Source organism: [Enterobacter] lignolyticus SCF1 (genome assembly GCF_000164865.1).
GTDB lineage: Bacteria > Pseudomonadota > Gammaproteobacteria > Enterobacterales > Enterobacteriaceae > Enterobacter_B > Enterobacter_B lignolyticus.
This window is the reverse complement of record NC_014618.1, coordinates 2,606,532-2,626,155: the sequence shown is the minus strand read 5'-3', so window position 1 is coordinate 2,626,155 and position 19,624 is coordinate 2,606,532. Positions and strand designations below refer to the sequence as shown.

General features: G+C 59.9%; 19 protein-coding genes. 17 read left to right on the top strand and 2 right to left on the bottom strand.

The annotated features are described in order from the left end of the window. Positions 1 to 31: 31 nt before the first annotated feature. Positions 32 to 1,174 carry a crotonobetainyl-CoA dehydrogenase gene (caiA, locus tag ENTCL_RS12320; RefSeq protein WP_013366462.1) on the bottom strand — a complete coding sequence of 381 codons (1,143 nt, stop codon included), beginning with the start codon at positions 1,172 to 1,174 and terminating at the stop codon, positions 32 to 34. A gap of 54 nt (positions 1,175 to 1,228) precedes the next feature. Next, positions 1,229 to 2,743 (bottom strand): L-carnitine/gamma-butyrobetaine antiporter, encoded by a 1,515-nt coding sequence (caiT, locus tag ENTCL_RS12315; RefSeq protein WP_013366461.1) that lies wholly within the window; start codon positions 2,741 to 2,743, stop codon positions 1,229 to 1,231. 448 nt (positions 2,744 to 3,191) lie between these two features. On the opposite strand from caiT, the gene fixA reads away from it, so the two are divergent. The 17 genes from fixA to ENTCL_RS12230 all read left to right on the top strand — a co-directional run bounded on the left by fixA (position 3,192) and on the right by ENTCL_RS12230 (position 19,613). Next, positions 3,192 to 3,965, top strand: a complete 774-nt coding sequence (gene fixA / locus ENTCL_RS12310; RefSeq protein ID WP_013366460.1) for a putative electron transfer flavoprotein FixA — start codon at positions 3,192 to 3,194, stop codon at positions 3,963 to 3,965. 11 nt (positions 3,966 to 3,976) lie between these two features. Further along, entirely contained in the window at positions 3,977 to 4,918 is a 942-nt protein-coding gene (locus tag ENTCL_RS12305) for an FAD-binding protein (protein WP_013366459.1), read from the top strand. 115 nt (positions 4,919 to 5,033) lie between these two features. Further along, the gene (fixC, locus tag ENTCL_RS12300; protein ID WP_013366458.1) at positions 5,034 to 6,320 is read left to right on the top strand and encodes an FAD-dependent oxidoreductase FixC; all 1,287 of its coding nucleotides are present in this window, start codon (positions 5,034 to 5,036) and stop codon (positions 6,318 to 6,320) included. Then, entirely contained in the window at positions 6,317 to 6,604 is a 288-nt protein-coding gene (gene fixX, locus ENTCL_RS12295; RefSeq protein WP_013366457.1) for a ferredoxin-like protein FixX, read from the top strand. Before fixC ends, fixX begins: the two co-directional genes overlap by 4 nt. 91 nt (positions 6,605 to 6,695) lie before the next feature. Further along, positions 6,696 to 8,021: an MFS transporter gene (locus tag ENTCL_RS12290; protein WP_013366456.1), complete on the top strand. Its 1,326-nt coding sequence runs from the start codon at positions 6,696 to 6,698 to the stop codon at positions 8,019 to 8,021. Positions 8,022 to 8,193: 172 nt separating this feature from the next. Further along, complete coding sequence (gene hybO, locus ENTCL_RS12285) at positions 8,194 to 9,321, top strand: hydrogenase 2 small subunit (RefSeq protein ID WP_013366455.1); 1,128 nt, start codon at positions 8,194 to 8,196, stop codon at positions 9,319 to 9,321. Positions 9,322 to 9,324: 3 nt separating this feature from the next. Then, positions 9,325 to 10,347 carry a hydrogenase 2 operon protein HybA gene (gene hybA / locus ENTCL_RS12280; RefSeq protein WP_013366454.1) on the top strand — a complete coding sequence of 341 codons (1,023 nt, stop codon included), beginning with the start codon at positions 9,325 to 9,327 and terminating at the stop codon, positions 10,345 to 10,347. After that, a complete protein-coding gene (gene hybB / locus ENTCL_RS12275) occupies positions 10,334 to 11,533 on the top strand; it encodes a Ni/Fe-hydrogenase cytochrome b subunit (RefSeq protein ID WP_013366453.1) in 1,200 nt (399 codons plus the stop codon). The genes hybA and hybB overlap by 14 nt, the downstream gene beginning before the upstream one ends. Continuing rightward, positions 11,511 to 13,205 (top strand): hydrogenase 2 large subunit, encoded by a 1,695-nt coding sequence (gene hybC / locus ENTCL_RS12270; protein ID WP_013366452.1) that lies wholly within the window; start codon positions 11,511 to 11,513, stop codon positions 13,203 to 13,205. Before hybB ends, hybC begins: the two co-directional genes overlap by 23 nt. After that, the gene (locus tag ENTCL_RS12265) at positions 13,205 to 13,708 is read left to right on the top strand and encodes a HyaD/HybD family hydrogenase maturation endopeptidase (protein ID WP_013366451.1); all 504 of its coding nucleotides are present in this window, start codon (positions 13,205 to 13,207) and stop codon (positions 13,706 to 13,708) included. Before hybC ends, ENTCL_RS12265 begins: the two co-directional genes overlap by 1 nt. Then, on the top strand, positions 13,692 to 14,174 hold the full coding sequence (hybE, locus tag ENTCL_RS12260) for a hydrogenase-2 assembly chaperone (RefSeq protein ID WP_013366450.1): 483 nt from the start codon (positions 13,692 to 13,694) through the stop codon (positions 14,172 to 14,174). The genes ENTCL_RS12265 and hybE overlap by 17 nt, the downstream gene beginning before the upstream one ends. A 4-nt stretch (positions 14,175 to 14,178) precedes the next feature. Continuing rightward, on the top strand, positions 14,179 to 14,520 hold the full coding sequence (gene hypA, locus ENTCL_RS12255; protein WP_013366449.1) for a hydrogenase maturation nickel metallochaperone HypA: 342 nt from the start codon (positions 14,179 to 14,181) through the stop codon (positions 14,518 to 14,520). 18 nt (positions 14,521 to 14,538) lie between these two features. After that, a complete protein-coding gene (hypB, locus tag ENTCL_RS12250; protein ID WP_013366448.1) occupies positions 14,539 to 15,480 on the top strand; it encodes a hydrogenase nickel incorporation protein HypB in 942 nt (313 codons plus the stop codon). Further along, positions 15,480 to 15,755 (top strand): hydrogenase maturation factor HybG, encoded by a 276-nt coding sequence (gene hybG / locus ENTCL_RS12245; RefSeq protein WP_013366447.1) that lies wholly within the window; start codon positions 15,480 to 15,482, stop codon positions 15,753 to 15,755. Before hypB ends, hybG begins: the two co-directional genes overlap by 1 nt. Then, positions 15,742 to 16,857 (top strand): hydrogenase formation protein HypD, encoded by a 1,116-nt coding sequence (gene hypD / locus ENTCL_RS12240; protein ID WP_013366446.1) that lies wholly within the window; start codon positions 15,742 to 15,744, stop codon positions 16,855 to 16,857. The genes hybG and hypD overlap by 14 nt, the downstream gene beginning before the upstream one ends. 154 nt (positions 16,858 to 17,011) lie before the next feature. Next, positions 17,012 to 18,553 (top strand): transcriptional regulator TyrR, encoded by a 1,542-nt coding sequence (gene tyrR / locus ENTCL_RS12235; RefSeq protein ID WP_013366445.1) that lies wholly within the window; start codon positions 17,012 to 17,014, stop codon positions 18,551 to 18,553. Continuing rightward, entirely contained in the window at positions 18,546 to 19,613 is a 1,068-nt protein-coding gene (locus ENTCL_RS12230; RefSeq protein ID WP_013366444.1) for an AbrB family transcriptional regulator, read from the top strand. Before tyrR ends, ENTCL_RS12230 begins: the two co-directional genes overlap by 8 nt. The last annotated feature ends 11 nt before the right edge of the window (positions 19,614 to 19,624 follow it).

Here is a 19,624-nt window from a genome sequence, read left to right as displayed (position 1 = left end):
GCCGGAAGGGCAGAGGTCCATCATCAATCGGTTAGCGATACTGCTTCAGAACCGAACGGCCCAGCGTCAGGATCTGCATTTCGTCTGAACCGCCCGATACGCGATCCACGCGCAGGTCGCGCCAGAAACGGGTAATGCGGTGGTTCCCGGCGATACCGACGCCGCCCAGCACCTGCATCGCGGTGTCGACAACCTCAAACGCCGCGTTGGCGCAGAAATATTTGCACATCGCCGCATCGCCGGAGGTGATGGTGCCGTTGTCGCTTTTCCACGCTGCCTCATACAGCATATTTTTCATGGCGTTAAGCTTGATGGCCATGTGGGCGAATTTCTCCTGGATCAGCTGGAAGCGGCCGATCGTTTCGCCAAACTGCACGCGTTGGTTGGCGTAGCGCGCCGCATCTTCAAACGCGCACATCGCGGTGCCGTAGTTGGTAAGGGCGACCAGGAAACGCTCGTGGTCGAACTCTTCTTTTACCCGGTTAAAGCCGTTGCCTTCGCGGCCGAACATGTCTTTTTCATCCAGCTCGACGTTATCGAAGGTGAGCTCACAGCAGCTGTCCATGCGCAGACCCAGTTTCTCCAGCTTGTTCACCTTGATGCCCGGTTTGCTCATATCGAGGCACCATTCGGTGAAAATCGGCTTGTCCGGGGACGCGGCGTCGCGCGCCATCACCACCACATAGGGGGTGTAGGCGCTGCTGGTGATAAAGCACTTGCTGCCATTCAGGTAAACCTTACCATTTTTACGGGTATAAGTAGTTTGCAAACTGCCGACGTCGGAACCGGCGCCCGGCTCGGTGATGGCGGAGTTCCACATCTGCTTGCCGGTGCCGCGAAACGCCATGATGCGGTCTATCTGCTCCGGCGTGCCTTCGCGCAGGAAGGTGTTGAAGCCGCCCGGCAGCTGATACAGCACGTAGGTTGGCGCGCCGAGACGGCCAAGCTCCATCCACACCGCCGCGACGGTGACGAAACCGGCGTCCAGCCCGCCGTGCTCCTCAGGGATAAGCAGGCTGTCGATGCCCATGTCCGCCAGCGCTTTGACGAAGCGCTCCGGGTAGACGCTGTCGCGATCGCATTCGGCGAAATAGGCCTCCCAGTTTTCGCTGGCCATCAGTTCACGGATACCCGCGACAAACAGTTCCTGCTCATCATTCAGTCTAAAATCCATCTCAATAACCTCTTAGCATGTCGTTGTAATACCAGGGACGCAGCCCAATGAGAGTCAATCTTTCCAGTTCACTTTGGCGTCTTTAATGAAGGAGAGCGTGACCATAATGTTGACGAAAAACAGCGGACAGCCGCCGGCGATAATCGCCGTCTGAATCGGCTTCAGGCCGCCGAGCGCCAGCAGAATAATGCCGATGACGCCCACCAGAACCGACCAGCCGATACGCACCAGCAGCGGCGGCTCGTCGCCGTCTTTTACCGCCCGACAGGTGGACATCGCCAGGGTGTAGGAGCAGGCGTTGATAAGCGTAACGGTGGCGATAAAGCACAGAATGAAGAATCCCCACATGGTGGCGGTGCGTAAGGGGAGCGCCGCCCAGGTTTCGATAATGGCGCGCGGTACGCCGTGCTGGCTGATGAGCTGCGGGATGTTGATGATGTTGTTATCGATAAGCTGCAGGGTGTTGCTGCCAAGGATGGTCCACAGCAGCCAGGTCGCCGCCGTCAGGCCGGCTACCATGCCGAGGCACAGTTCGCGAACGGTACGGCCTTTCGAGATGCGCGCAAGGAAGATGCTCATCTGAATGGCGTAAATCACCCACCACGCCCAGTAGAAGACGGTCCAGCCCTGCGGGAAGCCGCTCTTGCCGATAGGGTCGGTGTAGAACAGCATGCGCGGCAGGTACATCAGCAGCGTACCGACCGAATCGGTAAAGTAGTTCATGATGAAGCTGGCACCGCTGACGATAAATACCCAGCCGAGGATCAGGAAGCTCAGGTAGCTGCGCACGTCGCTGGCGATTTTAATCCCTTTCTGCAGGCCGCAGGCCACGCAGATGGCGTTAAGCACTATCCAGCAGGCGATGATGATGGCATCCAGCTCAAGGGTATGCGGAATACCGAACAGGAACTGCATACACTCGGTGACCAGCGGTGTGGCGAGACCTAAGCTGGTGCCCATGGCAAAGATCAGGGCGACTAAGTAGAAGTTGTCGATAACCGTGCCCAGCAGCCCGTTGGCGCGTTTTTCGCCCACCAGCGGAATCAGCGTGCTGCTGGGGCGGATGACCTCCATTTTGCGGACAAAAAAGAAGTAGGCGAAGGCCACCGAGAGGAAGCTATAGGTCGCCCAGGGCAGCGGTCCCCAGTGCAGCAGACTGTAGGCAAGACCGAGCTCTTTGGCCTGCACGGAGTAGGGCGCCAGACCGAACGGCGGGCTGGAAATGTAGTAGTAGATCTCAATCGATCCCCAGAACAGCACGGCCGCCGAGGTACAGGAGGCAAACATCATAAAAATCCAGCTGGCGGTGCTGAACTCCGGCGGTTCGTCGCCGAGGCGTTTTTTGGCATAACGGCCAAACACCAGCCAGAACCAGCCGCCGAACATGATGACCATGTACCACTCGAAGGCCCAGCCCCAGACGTTGGTGACGTAGCTGAATACGGCGTTAATCACGTTGTTCGCTGCATCCAGATCGCGAACCGTTAACCAACAAAGAATGCCAACAACAATCAATGGCGGGAAAAACACTTTAGGTTCTATTCCCGTTTTTTTCTTTTCTTTGCTCATAGGTAAATTCCAATTTTTTGGCACATTACGATGATCTCTACGTAATTCACTGGTGTGTTGCTATTCTGTTAATTCTGTAATAAATAGATGTTAGGTATTTCGCGCACTATGGATATAAAACTGATGCTCATCATGAATATTGGCTAAACGCAATTCTGTTATAGCGATCACATTCCATCCGACGCCGCTTTCAGGTGGCTTCATACCGTGCGGTGTTGCCTTTAATGTCTTTTAAAAACAGTTTGTTATGTTCGTTATTGCGGTCGAAGAGTCAAGGCGAGTTTCAATATTGGTGAGGAAGATAGCAATATTGAACGTCATTTATTTTTAAATTGTTGAAGTGTTCAATATTGGTGATTCAGGTTTTATTTTTGGCCGTTTTTGTATGTTACTCATATATTCCATTGGGGTAGCCAATGACGTATTTATCGATATTTCAGGAGATGTAATGAATATTATTACATGCTATAAGTGTGTTCCCGATGAACAGGATATTGCCGTAAACAGCGCTGACGGTTCACTCGATTTTTCCCGCGCGGACGGCAAAATCAGCCAGTACGATCTGAACGCCATTGAAGCGGCGGTTCAGCTCAAAGCCGGGCTGCCGGAGGCTAAGATCGTCGCGCTGAGCGTGGGCGGCGCGGCGCTGAATAACGCGAAGGGGCGCAAAGACGTGCTCTCCCGCGGGCCGGACGAGCTGGTGGTGGTGGTGGATGAGCGGTTCGAACACGCGCTGCCGCACCAGACCGCCGCAGGACTTGCGGCGGCGGCGAACAAAATTGGCTTCTCACTGATGCTCTGCGGCGACGGTTCCGCCGATCTGTATGCCCAGCAGGTGGGGCTGCTGGTGGGAGAAGCGCTGCACATCCCCGCGCTTAACGGGATTAAAAAAATTCTTGCCTTAACCCCTGAGTCCATCACGGTTGAACGTGAGCTTGAGGACGAGAGCGAAACGCTGACGGTCCCGCTTCCAGCGGTGATTGCGGTATCAACCGACATTAACGCGCCGCAGATCCCTTCGATGAAAGCCATTCTCAATGCGGCAAAGAAACCGGTGCAGGCCTGGAGCGCGGCCGATCTCGGTATCGGCGAGACGGCGGTTCTGTCCGAGCAGCGGGTTGCCGCACCGAAGCAGAAGGTGCGCCAGCGCATCATTATTGAGGGCGACGGCGACGATCAGATCGCCGCGTTTGCGGATCACCTGCGCAAAATCATCAAATAAGGGGAGAGGTTATGAGCACGTTTTCATCCGTATGGGTATTCAGCGACACCTTGTCCCGACTGCCGGAACTGATGGGGGGCGCCCGCGCCCTGGGAGACAAAATCCAGGCCTTTACGCTGAATGCGGAGCAGAGCAGCGCCGCCTTCCGGCTTGGCGCGCACGGCGTCTGGCAGCTTGAGGGAAAACCGGACGACCGAATTGTTGAAGACTACGCCGATACCATCGCCAGTACGCTGCAGGGGCAAAGCGACGGCGGGCTGGTGTTGCTGCCCAACAGCCGCCGGGGCAAACTGCTTGCCGCACGGCTCGGCGCCCGCCTTGGCGCCGCCGTCACCAACGACGCGGCCGCGCTGGCGGTCGACGGCGGCGCGCTGGTTGCCAGACATATGGTGTACGGCGGGCTGGCGTTTGGCGATGAAACGCTGCGTTCAGCCTGGTGTGTCGCTACGCTCAGCACTGGCGCATTTGACGCTATACAGCCGGATACCGCGCTCAGCGGCACCGCTCAGCTAGCGGCGTGGATAGCGCCGAAGCACAGCGTGGTGCGTACCGCCGTTCAGGCCCGGGAAAGCAACGCGGTGGATCTGGATAAAGCCCGCCTGGTGGTCAGCGTAGGGCGCGGCATCGGCAGCAAAGAGAACATCAGCCTCGCCGCCGACCTCTGCAGCGCGATTGGCGCGGAGCTCGCCTGTTCCCGCCCGGTGGCGGAGAACGAAAAGTGGATGGAGCACGAGCGCTATGTCGGGATCTCTAACCTGATGCTGAAACCTGAGCTTTATCTGGCGGTCGGCATCTCCGGGCAAATCCAGCACATGGTCGGGGCCAACGGCGCGCAGACCATCGTCGCCATCAATAAAGACAAGAATGCGCCCATTTTTCAGTACGCGGACTACGGCATTGTGGGCGATCTCTTTAAGATCCTGCCCGCGCTGACCCGCCAGCTGGAGAATTAATCTCTACTCTTCATCCCTCAGACAGCCTCTGCGTTGGCTGTTTGAATGATTTTGAGTACAACCTGGCGAGGCCAGAAATACGCTTCGCCGTTTTACTGCATGTAGTGGAGTGGTTATGTCCGAAGATGTCTTCGATGCCATTATCGTAGGGGCTGGTCTGGCGGGCTGCGTTGCGGCGCTGGTGCTCGCCAGAGAAGGGGCGCAGGTATTACTGATCGAACGCGGCAACTCCGCGGGTGGGAAAAACGTCACCGGCGGGCGAATGTATGCGCACAGCCTTGAGCGCATTATCCCAGGCTTTGCTGAAACCGCGCCGGTGGAACGGGTTATCACCCGGGAAAAGCTCTCATTTCTGAGCGGATCGCGGGCGATGACCGTGGATTACCAGAGCGGCGACGAGCGCCATCCCGGCGAGGTCTCCTGGTCGGTGCTGCGCAGCAAATTTGACGCCTGGCTGATGGAGCAGGCGGAAAACGCGGGTGCGCAGTGCATCACCGGGATCCGCGTCGACAGGTTGGTGGAAAAGGACGGCAGGGTCATTGGCGTGGAGGCCGACGGCGATGTGCTGGAGGCGAAAACGGTGATCCTCGCCGACGGCGTCAACTCGCTGCTCGCCGAACAGCTCGGGATGACGAAACCGGTGGCGGCGGAGAACGTCGCCGTCGGCGTTAAAGAGCTCATCGAATTGCCGAAAGAGGTGCTGCAGGACCGCTTTAACCTGACGGGCAATGAGGGCGTCGCCTGGCTGTTCGCCGGTGCGCCCACCGACGGTCTGATGGGCGGCGGTTTCCTGTATACCAATGAATCGACCGTGTCCCTCGGTCTGGTGTGCGGGCTGCATCATCTGAAAGAGGCGAAAAAGTCGGTGCCGCAGATGCTGGAAGATTTCAAACAGCATCCGGCCGTCGCGCCGCTGATCGCGGGCGGCAAGATGGTGGAATACGCCGCGCACGTGGTGCCGGAAGCCGGGTTGCGCATGCAGACCGAGCTGGTGCGCGACGGCGTGCTGGTGACCGGAGATGCCGCCGGAATGTGCATGAACCTCGGCTTTACCATCCGCGGGATGGATCTGGCGATTTCATCGGGCGAAGCGGCGGCTAAAGCGGTGCTGGCGGCAATGCAAAAAGCCGATTTCAGCAGGCAGAGCCTGAGCGAATACCTGCGGCTGCTGGAGGCCGGGGCGCTGCGGGACATGAAGATGTATCAGAAGATGCCCGCATTTCTCGATAATCCGCGGATGTTTTCGCAGTACCCGGAAATGGCGGTCGGCATCGCCGGGGAGCTGTTTACCGTCACCGGTAAAGCGCCGGTGCCGCTGCGCAAAACGCTGCTGCAATACGGTAAAAAAGTCGGCTTTATCAACCTGCTTAAAGACGGCCTGAAGGGAGTAACGTCACTATGAGTACGCCTGTCAATGTGGATGTCAAACTGGGCATCAATAAATTCAATGTGGATGAAGATAACCCGCACATCATCGTGAAATCGCAGCCGGATATGCAGGTGATGGAGCTGTTAACCAAAGCCTGCCCGGCGGGGCTGTATAAAAAACAGGACGACGGCTCCGTGCGCTTCGATTATGCCGGTTGCCTCGAGTGCGGCACCTGCCGGATCCTCGGGCTGGGCAGCGCGCTGGAGAAATGGGAATACCCGCGCGGAACGTTCGGTGTGGAATATCGCTACGGTTAACGATTTTTCTTCTGGTTCTCCCGCGGCTCCGTGCCCGGGAGTTTTTTTGTCCGGCGGATAACTTATTTTGGACATATAACGAGAAATAAAAATGCAAGCCAGAAATTTTGACGATATTCGATTCACATCAATACATCGCCGGATAATGCTGTGGGGAAGCGGAGGGCCGTTTCTTGATGGCTATGTTCTGGTGATAATTGGCGTGGCCCTGGAACAGCTGACGCCGTTATTACATCTTGATGCCGAGTGGATAGGCCTGCTCGGCGCCGCGACGCTGGCCGGATTATTTATTGGTACGTCATTATTTGGTTATATTTCCGACAGGGTCGGGCGACGCAAAATGTTTCTTATTGATATTGTCGCTATCGGTATTATTTCGCTCGGCACTATGTTTGTTTCTTCGCCAATGGAGCTGCTGGTGATGCGGGTGCTGATCGGCATCGTGATTGGCGCCGATTATCCCATCGCCACCTCGATGATCACCGAGTTTTCCAACACCCGCCAGCGGGCGTTCGCCGTCGGCTTTATCGCCGCGATGTGGTACGTCGGCGCCACCTGCGCCAACCTGGTGGGGTATCTGCTGTACGAGGTCGACGGCGGCTGGCGCTGGATGCTGGGCAGCGCCTTTATTCCGTGCGTAATTATCCTGATTGGCCGCTTCGATCTCCCCGAGTCGCCGCGCTGGCTGCTGCGCAAGGGGCGGGTGCAGGAGTGCGAGCAGATGATGCTGAAGCTGTTCGGCGAGCGGGTGGTTTTTGATGAGGAACCGCAGCAGGAAACGCGGTTTATGCAGTTGTTTAATAAGCGCCATTTTCCGTTTGTGCTGTTCGTCGCCGCTATCTGGACCTGCCAGGTGATCCCGATGTTCGCCATCTATACCTTCGGGCCGCAGATTGTCGGGCTGCTTGGCTGGGATGAAGGGCGCAACGCCGCGCTGGGCAACGTGGTGATCAGCCTGTTTTTTATGCTCGGCTGTATTCCGGCGATGTACTGGCTGAACAAAATTGGCCGGCGGCCGCTGCTCATCGGCAGTTTCGCCATCATGACCATTGCGCTGGCGGTGTTAGGGCTGGTCTCCAACCTCGGGATCTGGCTGGTGGTCATCGCTTTTGCCGTTTACGCCTTCTTTTCCGGCGGGCCGGGGATCCTGCAGTGGCTCTATCCTAATGAGCTTTTTCCCACCGATATCCGCGCGTCGGCGGTTGGGGTGATCATGTCCATTAGCCGGGTCGGCACCGTGGTTTCCACCTGGGCGCTGCCGGTATTTATTACCCGCTATGGCATCAGCACCGTCATGCTGATTGGCGCATTGATATCGCTGGTGGGGCTGGTTGTTTCTATTTTGTTCGCTCCGGAGACGCGCGGACTTTCTTTATCGCAAACCGGAAAGATAACCATTCTGAAAAAATATAGCTGAATGACGGAAACGATATATTTGCTGAAGCGATTTTATTCAAGTTATCCAGAATGATATTCCCCTGGATAATTAAAAGTTGATGGAAATCAATTCATGTCTGCGGAAAACAATCACCCTATATAGGCATGCATTGAATCTTGTACCGGTTGTCAAAAAGGAACAAATAAAAAGAATGGAAAATCAGTTGCTTTTTCCTGAGGGTGTCAATCGTCGTGATTTTCTTAAGCTTTGTACTGCGCTTGCAGCCACGATGGGGTTATCCCCCGGCGCGGCGGCTGAAATCGCAGACTCGGTAACGTCCCCGCAGCGCCCGCCGGTTATCTGGATTGGCGCTCAGGAGTGCACCGGCTGTACGGAATCGCTGCTGCGTGCGACCCATCCCACCATCGAGAATTTACTGCTCAACGTTATCTCCATGGAGTACCACGAGGTCCTCTCCGCCGCATTTGGCGAGCAGGCCGAAGAGAACAAGCACCGGGCGATCGCCCAGTATAAAGGCAAGTACGTGCTGGTGGTCGACGGCTCCATCCCGATGAAGGATGGCGGGATCTACTGTATGGTGGCCGGTAAGCCCATCGTCGAGCATATCCGCGACGCCGCGGAGCATGCGGCGGCGGTGATCGCCATCGGCTCCTGCGCCGCATGGGGCGGCGTGGCGGCGAGCGGCGTCAACCCGACCGGCGCGGTCAGCCTGCAGGACGTGCTGCCGGGCAAAACGGTGATTAACATTCCAGGCTGTCCGCCAAACCCGCACAACTTCCTGGCGACGGTGGCGCATATCATCACTTACCAGCGTCCTCCGAAGCTTGATGCCAAACAGCGCCCGGAATTTGCCTATGGGCGGCTTATTCACGAAAACTGCGAGCGGCGCCCGCACTTTGACGCCGGACGCTTCGCCAAACAGTTCGGCGACGAAGGCCATCGCCAGGGCTGGTGTCTCTATCACCTTGGCTGTAAAGGGCCGGAGACCTGGGGCAACTGCCCGACGCTGGAGTTCTGCGATATCGGCGGCGGAATATGGCCGGTCGGTATTGGTCATCCCTGCTACGGCTGCAACGAAGAGGGCATTGGCTTCACCAAAGGGATTGCCCAGCTGGCAAGCGTCGAGAACCCGACGCCGCGCAGCGCCAAACCCGATGTCAAAAGCCAGGAGGGCGGGCATATCAGCCCGACGGCCATCGGCCTGCTCGGCGGTGTGGTGGGCCTGGTGGCAGGCGTCAGCCTGATGACGGTAAAAGAGCTGGGACGGCAGAAAAAAACGCAGCACAAAGATGACGAGACGCCATCGCACAAGGAGTAAGCCGTGAACAGACGTCATTTTTTAAAACTGGCATCCGCAGGCGCGATGCTGGCAGGCGTCGCGCCGTCGGCTCGCGCGGGCGCCGAGAATAAACCGCCTGTCCCGAATTCCCTGGGCATGCTGTATGACTCAACGCTGTGCGTGGGCTGCCAGGCCTGCGTCAGCGAGTGCCAGCGCATCAACCATACCGATGAGCCGCACGGCGAAACCTACGCCTATGCGGGCACCGAACCGACCTGGTCGAACAACGACAAGCTCAGCCCGTACACCAACAACATCATTCAGGTCTGGCATAGCGGCAAGGGCGTGAATAAGGATCGGGTGGACGACGGTTACGCCTACATCAAAAAGCAGTGTATGCACTGCGTGGATCCCAACTGCGTCTCCGTCTGCCCGGTGCAGGCGATGCAGAAAGACCCGAAAACCGGCATCGTCCATTACAACCCCGATGTCTGTACCGGCTGCCGCTACTGCATGGTGGGGTGCCCGTTCAACGTACCGAAATACGATTACGACAACCCCTTCGGCAAAATTCACAAGTGCGAGCTGTGCAACCAGAAAGGCGTCGAGCGGCTGGATAACGGCGGTCTGCCGGGCTGCGTCGACGTCTGCCCGACGGGGGCGGTCATCTTCGGCACCCGCGAGCAGCTGATGGAGGAAGCCCACAAGCGGCTGGCCGCCAAACCTGGGGAAACCTACCGCTACCCGCGCCAGACGCTGCAGAGCAGCGATCGCTATGAGCACCCGGTGGCGCACTATGAGCCGCATCTGTACGGCGAAAAAGAGGGGGGCGGCACGCAGGTACTGGTGCTGGCGGGGGTGCCGTTTGACAACCTTGGCCTGCCCGCGCTGGCGGAGCTGTCGACCGGCGCGCGTTCGGAGCATATACAGCATTCGCTGTACAAGGGGATGGTGCTGCCGTTTGCCGCGCTCGCCGGGATAACCTTCCTGGTGCAGCGCAACATGCGCCATAAGCCTGCGGATAAGCACGAAGACAAAAAGGATGATAACCATGGCGACGCATAAAATGAGCCCTCTCGGCGGGCGCCTGGTGAGCTGGCCGGTGATGCTGATGGCGCCGTTTGTCGTGCTGTGCCTGCTGCTCATCGTCAAGCGTCTGGTGTTTGGCATTGGCGATGTTTCCGATCTTAACGGCGGCTATCCCTGGGGGATCTGGATAGCCTTCGACCTGCTGGTGGGCACTGGGCTGGCGTGCGGCGGCTGGGCGTTGGCCTGGGCGGTGTATGTCTTTAACCGCGGCGAATATCACCCGCTGGTGCGACCGGCGCTGCTGGCCAGCCTGTTCGGCTACTCGCTGGGCGGTCTGTCTATCACCATTGACGTCGGCCGCTACTGGAACCTGCCGTACTTCTACATCCCGGGCTATTTCAACACCTCGTCGGTGCTGTTCGAAACGGCGGTCTGTATGACGATTTACATCGGCATCGTCACGCTTGAGTTCGCGCCGGCGCTGTGCGAGCGCCTCGGCTGGAAGCGTCCGCTGCGCTGGCTGAACAAAGCGATGTTTCTGATTATCGCCCTTGGCGCCTTGCTGCCGTCGATGCACCAGTCGTCGATGGGGTCGCTGATGATCGCCGCCGGCTACAAGGTACATCCGCTGTGGCAGAGCTACGAGATGCTGCCGCTGTTCTCGCTGCTGACCGCCGCCATTCTGGGCTTTTCGATCGTCATTTTCGAAGGCTCGCTGGTACAGTCGGGGCTGCGGGGCAAGGGGGCTGACGAAACGCCGCTGTTTACCCGCCTGACGCGGCTTATCGAGGTCTTCCTGCTGCTGTTTATCGTCCTGCGCTTTGGCGAAATCATTGTGCGCGACAAGACGGCGTACCTGTGGCATTTCGACCGTTTCGCCCTCTCTTTCTGGGTGGAAACGCTGCTGATGCTGACCCCGCTGCTGATTTTCCGCTGGAAGCGCAACCGCCGCGACCCGCGCTGGCTGTTTGTCGGCGCGCTGTGCATGGTCTGCGGCGCGGCGTTCTGGCGTCTTAACTATGCGCTGCTGGCCTATGACCCGGGCAACGGCTACGGCTATTTCCCGACCCCCAGCGAGCTGCTGATTTCCATTGGCTTTGTCGCCATTGAGGTGTGTGCGTACATCCTGCTTGTCCGGCTGCTGCCGGTGCTGCCAGCGCACGAACGCCAGAGTGAACATAAAAATTTAGAGGTAGAGCATGAGCCAACGCATCACCATTGATCCCGTTACCCGCATTGAGGGGCACCTGCGTATCGACTGCGAGATTGAAGGGGGCAAAGTCGTCAAAGCCTGGTCTTCCGGGACAATGTGGCGCGGTATGGAGGAGATTGTTAAAGGCAACGACCCGCGAGATGCGTGGATGATCGTGCAGCGCATCTGCGGCGTGTGCACCACCATTCATGCGCTGGCCTCGGTACGCGCGGTGGAGAATGCGCTGGGCATGGAGGTGCCGGTCAACGCCCAGTACATTCGCAACATTATCGCCGCCGCCCACAGCATTCACGACCATATCGTGCATTTTTATCAGCTCTCGGCGCTGGACTGGGTGGACGTGACGTCGGCGCTGAAGGCCGACCCGCAAAAAGCCGCCGACCTGCTGCGCGGCCTGTCAAACTGGCCGCTGAACAGCGCGGCCGAGTTCAGTAAAGTGCAGCAGAAGATTAAAACCCTGGTGGACAGCGGCCAATTGGGTATTTTCGCCAATGGTTACTGGGGACATCCGGCAATGGCGCTGCCGCCGGAGGTTAACCTGATAGCCGTAGCGCATTATCTGCAGGCGCTGGAGTGCCAGCGCGATGCAAACCGAATTGTCGCCGTGCTTGGCGGGAAAACGCCGCATATCCAGAACCTCGCGGTCGGCGGGGTGGCGAACCCGATCAACCTCGACTCGCCGGGCGTGCTGAACCTCGAACGGCTGATGTACCTGAAAAGCTTTATCGACAAGCTGGGCGACTTTATCGAGCAGGTTTATCTGGTCGACAGCGCGGTCATCGCCGCGCACTACCCGCAGTGGCTGGAAATGGGCAAGGGCGCCGACTGCTATCTTTGCGTGCCTGAGCTGCCGGTCGACCGCAAAGGCGACACCTTTTTGCTGCCGGGGGGCTACCTGGAAAAAGGCGTCTTCCGCCCGATTGCCAGCCAGCGCGACGACTACCTGCTCAAGGGCATTGAGGAGAGCGGCAAGCATGCCTGGTATCAGGATGACCAGCCGCTGGCGCCGTGGGAAGGGCTGACCCGCCCGAACTACACCGGCTGGCAGGAAGACGGCAAATATTCGTGGGTAAAAGCGCCGACCTTCTACGGCAACGCGGTCGAAATGGGGCCGCTGGCCTGGCTGCTGTGCAGCCTGCAGACCGGACATCAGCCGACCAAAGACACTTTCGCGCGGGTCAACGCCTCTTACAAAGCGCTGACCGGCAACGCGCTGACCACTGAACAGCTGCCGTCCACTCTGGGACGCGTCGTCGGGCGCGCGGTGCATGCCTGCGTGCTGCACCAGACGCTGGGCGAGCAGTGGCAGGCGCTGGTGACCAATATCGGCAAAGGCGATCACGAAACCTTTATTCCGCCGAATATCCCGCTGAACGGCGAAGTTCGCGGCGTCGGATTTATCGAAGCGCCGCGCGGGGCGCTGTCGCACTGGGTGGTGATCCGCGACGGTAAAATCGCTAACTATCAGGCGGTGGTGCCGTCCACGTGGAACGCCGGGCCGCGCAACTTCAACGACGAACCCGGACCGTACGAGCGCTCGCTGGTGGGAACGCCGGTCGCTGACCCGGCGAAACCGCTGGAGGTGGTGCGTACTATCCACTCGTTTGACCCTTGCATGTCCTGTGCGGTGCATATCGTCGACGCCACCGGCGGCGAGGTGACCCGGGTGAAGGTGCTGTGATGCGCATTCTGGTACTCGGGATTGGCAACCTGCTGCTCGGCGATGAGGCGGTAGGCGTGCGTATCGTCGAAGCGCTGGAGCAGCGCTATACGTTACCCTGTCACGTTGAGGTGCTTGACGGCGGCACCTCCGGAATGGAGCTGCTGGATGTGATGGCGGGGAGGGATCATCTGATTGTCGCTGACGCGATACTGACCGGCGCGACGCCGGGCAGCGTGGCGGTACTGCATGATGACGAGATCCCCGCGTTTTTTTCCCGCAAGGTTTCGCCCCACCAGCTGGGGCTTTGCGATGTGCTGATGGCGCTGAAGCTGACCGAGGAGTTTCCCCGTCGGCTGACGCTGGTCGGCGTGGTGCCGTCGTCGCTTGAGCCGGGGATCCGCTTAACGCCGGTGGTGAGCGAGGCGATTGAGCCCGCTCTGGCGCAGGTGCTGGCGGCGCTGAGGGAGAGCGGCGTCGAGGCGACGCGCAAAACGGAGGTGGCCGATGCCGGACGTGATTAACGGACTGATGCAGGACCCGACGCCGCAGCTGGAGGCGGCGTTCCAGGCGATCGCCGACCGGGAGATGCGCGAGCTGCCGTTTTATCGCCCGCAGATCCCGGTGCGCGCCTGCGGGTTTCAGCGCTTCGAGCAGCAGTGGGTTGGCAGCATGCTGACGCCCTGGATGCTGAGCCTGCTGGTGCTGCCGGGGCCGGGCGAGACGTGGCAGCGGCGCGTGGTAGGGGAAAAGCTGGCGCTGCGTCTGCCGTGCGGCGACGTCCTTTTTTCCGTCGGGGAGATAGACGGTTGCGGACAGTACCTGGCGGCGTCGCTGATGTCGCCTGTCGATAAGCACCTGACGGCGGAGCAGATGCTGGATCTGGCCGAAAACAGCGTGCGGATGGCGCTGTCATTGCCGGTGGCGGACGCCAGCGAGCCGGCGAACCCCGGGCGTCGGGCGCTTTTCCGCCTGCCGCAAAGGAGCTGAACCTGTGCATGAATTAAGCCTCTGTCTGAACATGATAGAGCTGATTGAGCAGCACGCCCGCCAGCACAAGGCCCGGCGGGTGACGGCCGTATGGCTGGAGATTGGCGCGCTCTCCTGTATTGAGGAGCACGCGCTGCGTTTTGGTTTTGACGCCGCCAGCCGACGTTCGGTGGCGCAGGGGTGCCAGCTGTGGCTGGACTATCAGCCCGCCCGAGCCTGGTGCTGGGACTGCGGCACCAGCGTGCAGATTGATAAACACGATGCGCCGTGCCCGCAGTGCGGCGGGCACGCGCTACGCATTGAGAGCGGCGATAGCCTGCGGATAAAACAACTGGAAGTGGAATAGCGTTAAGGAGTCGAAGTTATGTGTACTACCTGCGGTTGCGCCAGCGGAGAACGCCATATTGAGGGTGATGCGCATCATCACCATGAGCACGAGCATGAACACCACCACGACGGGCACCACCATCACGAGCATGGCCATCACGCGCCCGCCGCGGTCATTATTCACCATCACCACTATTATTCCCATCACGGGGACGTCCACCATCACTATGCGGAGCCCGGCAATGCGGCGCAATTTACGCCGCAGGTTCAGCCGGAAACTCAGGATCTGCACTATGGCCACGGCGAGGCCGGTGGGCATGCGCCGGGGATGGGGCAGCGCCGTTTGCTGCAGATCGAGCAGGATGTGCTGAGTGAGAATAACCGCCAGGCGGCGCATAACCGCGAGCATTTTGCGGCACAGAACATTCTGGCGCTCAACCTGGTTTCCAGCCCCGGTTCCGGAAAAACGACGCTGCTGACGGCAACGCTGCAGCATCTGGCGCCGCAGCGGCCGTGCGCGGTGATCGAAGGCGATCAGCAGACCAGCAACGACGCCCGACGCATTCGCGCCACCGGGGTGCCCGCGATTCAAGTGAATACCGGTAAGGGCTGCCACCTGGACGCGCAGATGGTGCATGAGGCGGCGCACCGCCTGGGCTTGCAGGATAACAGCCTGCTGTTTATCGAAAACGTCGGCAATCTGGTGTGTCCTGCCAGCTTTGACCTTGGCGAGCGGCATAAGGTTGCGGTGCTGTCGGTCACGGAGGGGGAAGACAAGCCGCTGAAGTACCCGCATATGTTTGCCGCGGCGACGCTGATGGTCATCAACAAAATCGACCTGTTGCCCTACGTCGATTTCTCGGTCCAGCAGTGCATTGCGGCCGCCCGGCAGGTGAACCCGGCGATTGAGGTGATCACGCTTTCCGCGACCAGCGGCGAGGGGATGGATAGCTGGCTTGCCTGGCTGGAGGCGCAATAATGTGCCTTGGCGTACCCGGCAGAGTGACTGCCGTTGGCGAAGATTGCCATCAGCTGGCGACCGCCGACGTCTGCGGCGTGGCGGTGAAAGTCAATATTGCGCTGGTGTGCGAGGAGACGCCGCAGGCGCTTCTCGGCCAGTGGGTGCTGGTGCACGTGGGCTTCGCCATGAGCATCCTTGATGAGCAGGAGGCGCTCGATACCCTGGCCGCGCTGGAGCATATGCGCGCCGTCGGCCTGGCGCCGGATGATGAGGGCCGAGATGCGCTACGTTGATGAGTTTCGCGATCCGGCGCTGTGCGAGGCGTTGCTGCGCCGCATTGAACACCTGATGCTGAACATGCCGCAGGCCCAGCGCCTGCCGCTGCAGATTATGGAGGTCTGCGGCGGCCATACCCACGCCATTTTCCGCTTCGGAATCGACAAACTGGTGCCGGACAACCTGGAGTTTGTCCACGGGCCGGGCTGTCCGGTGTGCGTTTTGCCGATGGGGCGGATAGACAGCTGCATTGAGATAGCCTCCCGCCCGGAGGTTATCTTTTGTACCTACGGCGACGCGATGCGGGTGCCGGGGCGCAGCGGTTCGCTGCTTGACGCCCGCCAGCGCGGCGCCGACGTTCGTATCGTCTATTCACCGCTCGATGCGCTACAGCTGGCCGTTGATAACCCGCAGCGCGAAGTTGTGTTCTTCGGCCTCGGTTTTGAAACCACCATGCCCGCAAGCGCCATGACGCTCCAGCAGGCACTGCTGCGCAACGTTGGCAACTTCAGCCTGTTCTGTCAGCACATCACTATTACCCCGACGCTGCGTAGCCTGCTGCAGCAGCCCGATGTGCGGATCGACGGCTTTCTGGCCCCGGGCCACGTCAGCATGGTCATTGGTGCGCATCCGTACCGCTTTATCAGCGAGACGTTCGGCAAACCGCTGGTCATCAGCGGCTTTGAGCCGCTGGATATCCTGCAGGCGCTGGTGATGCTGCTGGAGCAGTTCAGCGACGGCCGCTGCGCAGTGGAAAACCAGTACCGGCGGATTGTGCCCGAGCAGGGCAACCGTCTTGCGCAGCAGGCGCTGGAGGCGGTGTTCAGCCTGAAGGCGAGCAGCGAGTGGCGCGGCCTGGGGGAGATACCGTTCTCCGGCGTGCAGATAAACCCTGAATATGCCGACTTCGACGCCGAGCGGCGCTTTACGCCGCAGGCCCGGGACGTGGCGGACGATCCGCGCTCGCGCTGCGGCGATGTGCTGACAGGCCGCTGTAAACCTGCGGCCTGTCCGCTGTTTGGCCGCGAGTGTACGCCGCAAAACGCCTTTGGCGCCCTGATGGTCTCTTCGGAAGGCGCCTGCGCGGCGTTTTATCAGTACCGTCGCGAGACGGCGTGACGCCATGGGTGAAATTGTGCCCTGACCGCATAACTTTACGGCAGGGCGCCTGATTTTCCGCCATACTGTCAATAATTCTTGACAGCCATCTTCCCGACGGCAGAGAACTGTCTTATTATCCTCAGGTCATTGGCTGTTAAGGGTGAAAATTCCCATGCGTCTTGAAGTTTTCTGCGAGGACCGCCTTGGTCTGACCCGCGAATTGCTCGATCTTCTGGTTCTGCGCGGCATCGACCTGCGCGGTATCGACATCGACCCTATTGGCCGTATCTATCTTAATTTTGCTGAGCTTGAATTTAACAACTTCAGCAGCCTGATGGCGGAAATCCGCCGCATTCATGGCGTCACGGACGTGCGTACGGTTCCGTGGATGCCGTCTGAGCGTGAGCACCTCGCCCTGAGCGCGCTGCTGGAAGCCATGCCTGAACCGGTGCTGTCGCTGGACACCAAAAGCAAAGTCGAACTGGTGAACCCGGCCGGCTGCCAGCTGTTCGGCCAGAGCCTGGATCGTTTGCGCAGCCACACGGCCGGGCAGCTCATCAACGGCTTCAACTTTCAGCGCTGGCTGGAGGGCAGCCCCGTGGAGTCGCACATCGAGCATGTGGTGATCAACGGGCAAAACTTCCTGCTGGAAATCACCCCGGTATACCTCGACGGCGAAGACAACGCCCGCGTGCTGATGGGGGCGGTGGTGATGCTGCGTTCCACGCTGCGCATGGGACGTCAGCTGCAAACCCAGACCCGTCAGGATATGAGCGCCTTTAGCCAGGTTATCGCCGCCAGCCCCAAAATGCGCCACGTCGTCGAGCAGGCGCGCAAGCTGGCCCTGCTGACCGCGCCGCTGCTGATCATGGGCGACACAGGCACCGGTAAGGATTTGCTGGCCCACGCCTGCCATCTGGCAAGCCCGCGCGCGCAGAAGCCGTATCTGGCGCTGAACTGCGCGTCTATCCCGGAAGATGCTGTCGAGAGCGAGCTGTTCGGCCATGCGCCAGAGGGCAAAAAAGGCTTCTTCGAGCAGGCTAACGGCGGCTCGGTGCTGCTGGATGAGATCGGCGAAATGTCGCCGGGCATGCAGGTGAAGCTGCTGCGTTTCCTTAATGACGGCACCTTCCGCCGCGTCGGGGAAGATCACGAGGTGCACGTTGACGTGCGGGTGATTTGCGCCACGCAGAAAAACCTGGTGGAGCTGGTGCAAAAAGGGCTGTTCCGCGAGGACCTCTATTACCGCCTGAACGTGCTGACGCTGACGCTGCCGCCGCTGCGCGACCGTCCGCAGGACATCATGCCGCTGACCGAACTGTTCGTGGCGCGGTTTGCCGATGAGCAGGGCATCGCGCGGCCGAAGCTGTCCGCTGACCTGAACAGCGTGCTGACGCGCTACGGCTGGCCGGGCAACGTCCGCCAGCTGAAGAATGCTATCTACCGGGCGTTAACCCAGCTTGAAGGCTATGAGCTGCGTCCGCAGGACATTCTGCTGCCGGACTACGACACCGCCACGGTGGCGGTGGGCGAAGATGCGATGGAGGGCTCGCTCGACGACATCACCCGCCGCTTCGAGCGTTCGGTGCTGACGCAGCTTTACCGCAGCTTCCCGAGCACCCGCAAGCTGGCAAAACGCCTGGGCGTATCGCACACGGCGATTGCCAATAAGCTTCGCGAGTATGGCCTCAGCCAGAAGAAGGGTGATGAGTAAGGCGCTGCTGCCCTGGCTAATACTGCTGCTGGTCTCAGCAGCAGTCTCCTCCCTGTTATTCTATCTCCACCTGCCGGCGGCGTTCCTGCTAGGACCGATGGCGGCAGGCATCACGCTTAGCCTCTGCGGCGCGACGCTGCGCATTCCGCGCCCGTGCTGCCTCGTCGCCCAGGCGATTCTCGGCTGCATGATAGCGCAAACGCTGTCGCCCGCGATTCTGGGAGTGCTGGCGGCCAACTGGCCGGTCGTGCTGCTTATTCTGTTCACCACTCTCGGAATCAGCGGGCTTTCCGGCTGGCTGCTGGTGCGCTATAGCGCGCTGCCCGGCGTGACCGGCGCGTGGGGCTCTTCGCCCGGCGGCGCCGCAGCGATGGTGGCAATGGCCCACGACTACGGCGCCGACGTGCGTCTGGTTGCCTTTATGCAGTATCTGCGGGTGCTGTTTGTCGCAGGCGCTGCAGCGCTGGTGGTGCGTTTTGCCATGGGGGAGAACGCCCAGGCGATGAGCCAGCAGGTCGTCTGGTTTCCGCCGCTGGACGCGGGATTTCTCTGGACGCTGCTGCTGACGGCGGTCGCCGGGGGGATTGGCTTTTTGCTGCGCATTCCGTCCGGCGTCATGCTGCTGCCGATGCTTATCGGCGCCGGTTTGCAAACCGGCGGCTGGCTGCACATCGAGCTGCCGGAATGGCTGCTGGTGCTGGCCTATATGGTGCTCGGCTGGAGTGTGGGGCTTGAATTCAGTAAAGCGATATTCATACTGGCGCTAAAGACACTGCCGCAGATTCTGCTGTCGATTTTCTGCATGATCCTGCTTTGCGGGCTGATGGCGTACGGACTGACGCGATGGCTGGGGCTGGATTTTCTGACCGCCTACCTGGCGACCAGCCCGGGAGGTATGGATTCGGTGGCGATTATTGCGGCCGGAAGCTCTGCTGATATGTCGTTTATCATGGCGATGCAGACGCTGAGGCTGTTCAGTATTTTGCTGACCGGTCCGGCGATTGCGCGGTTTATTTCCCGGCACGCGCCGCGGGAGAATCCGCTGAGGGAGGCGTCCTGACCCGCAGGTCA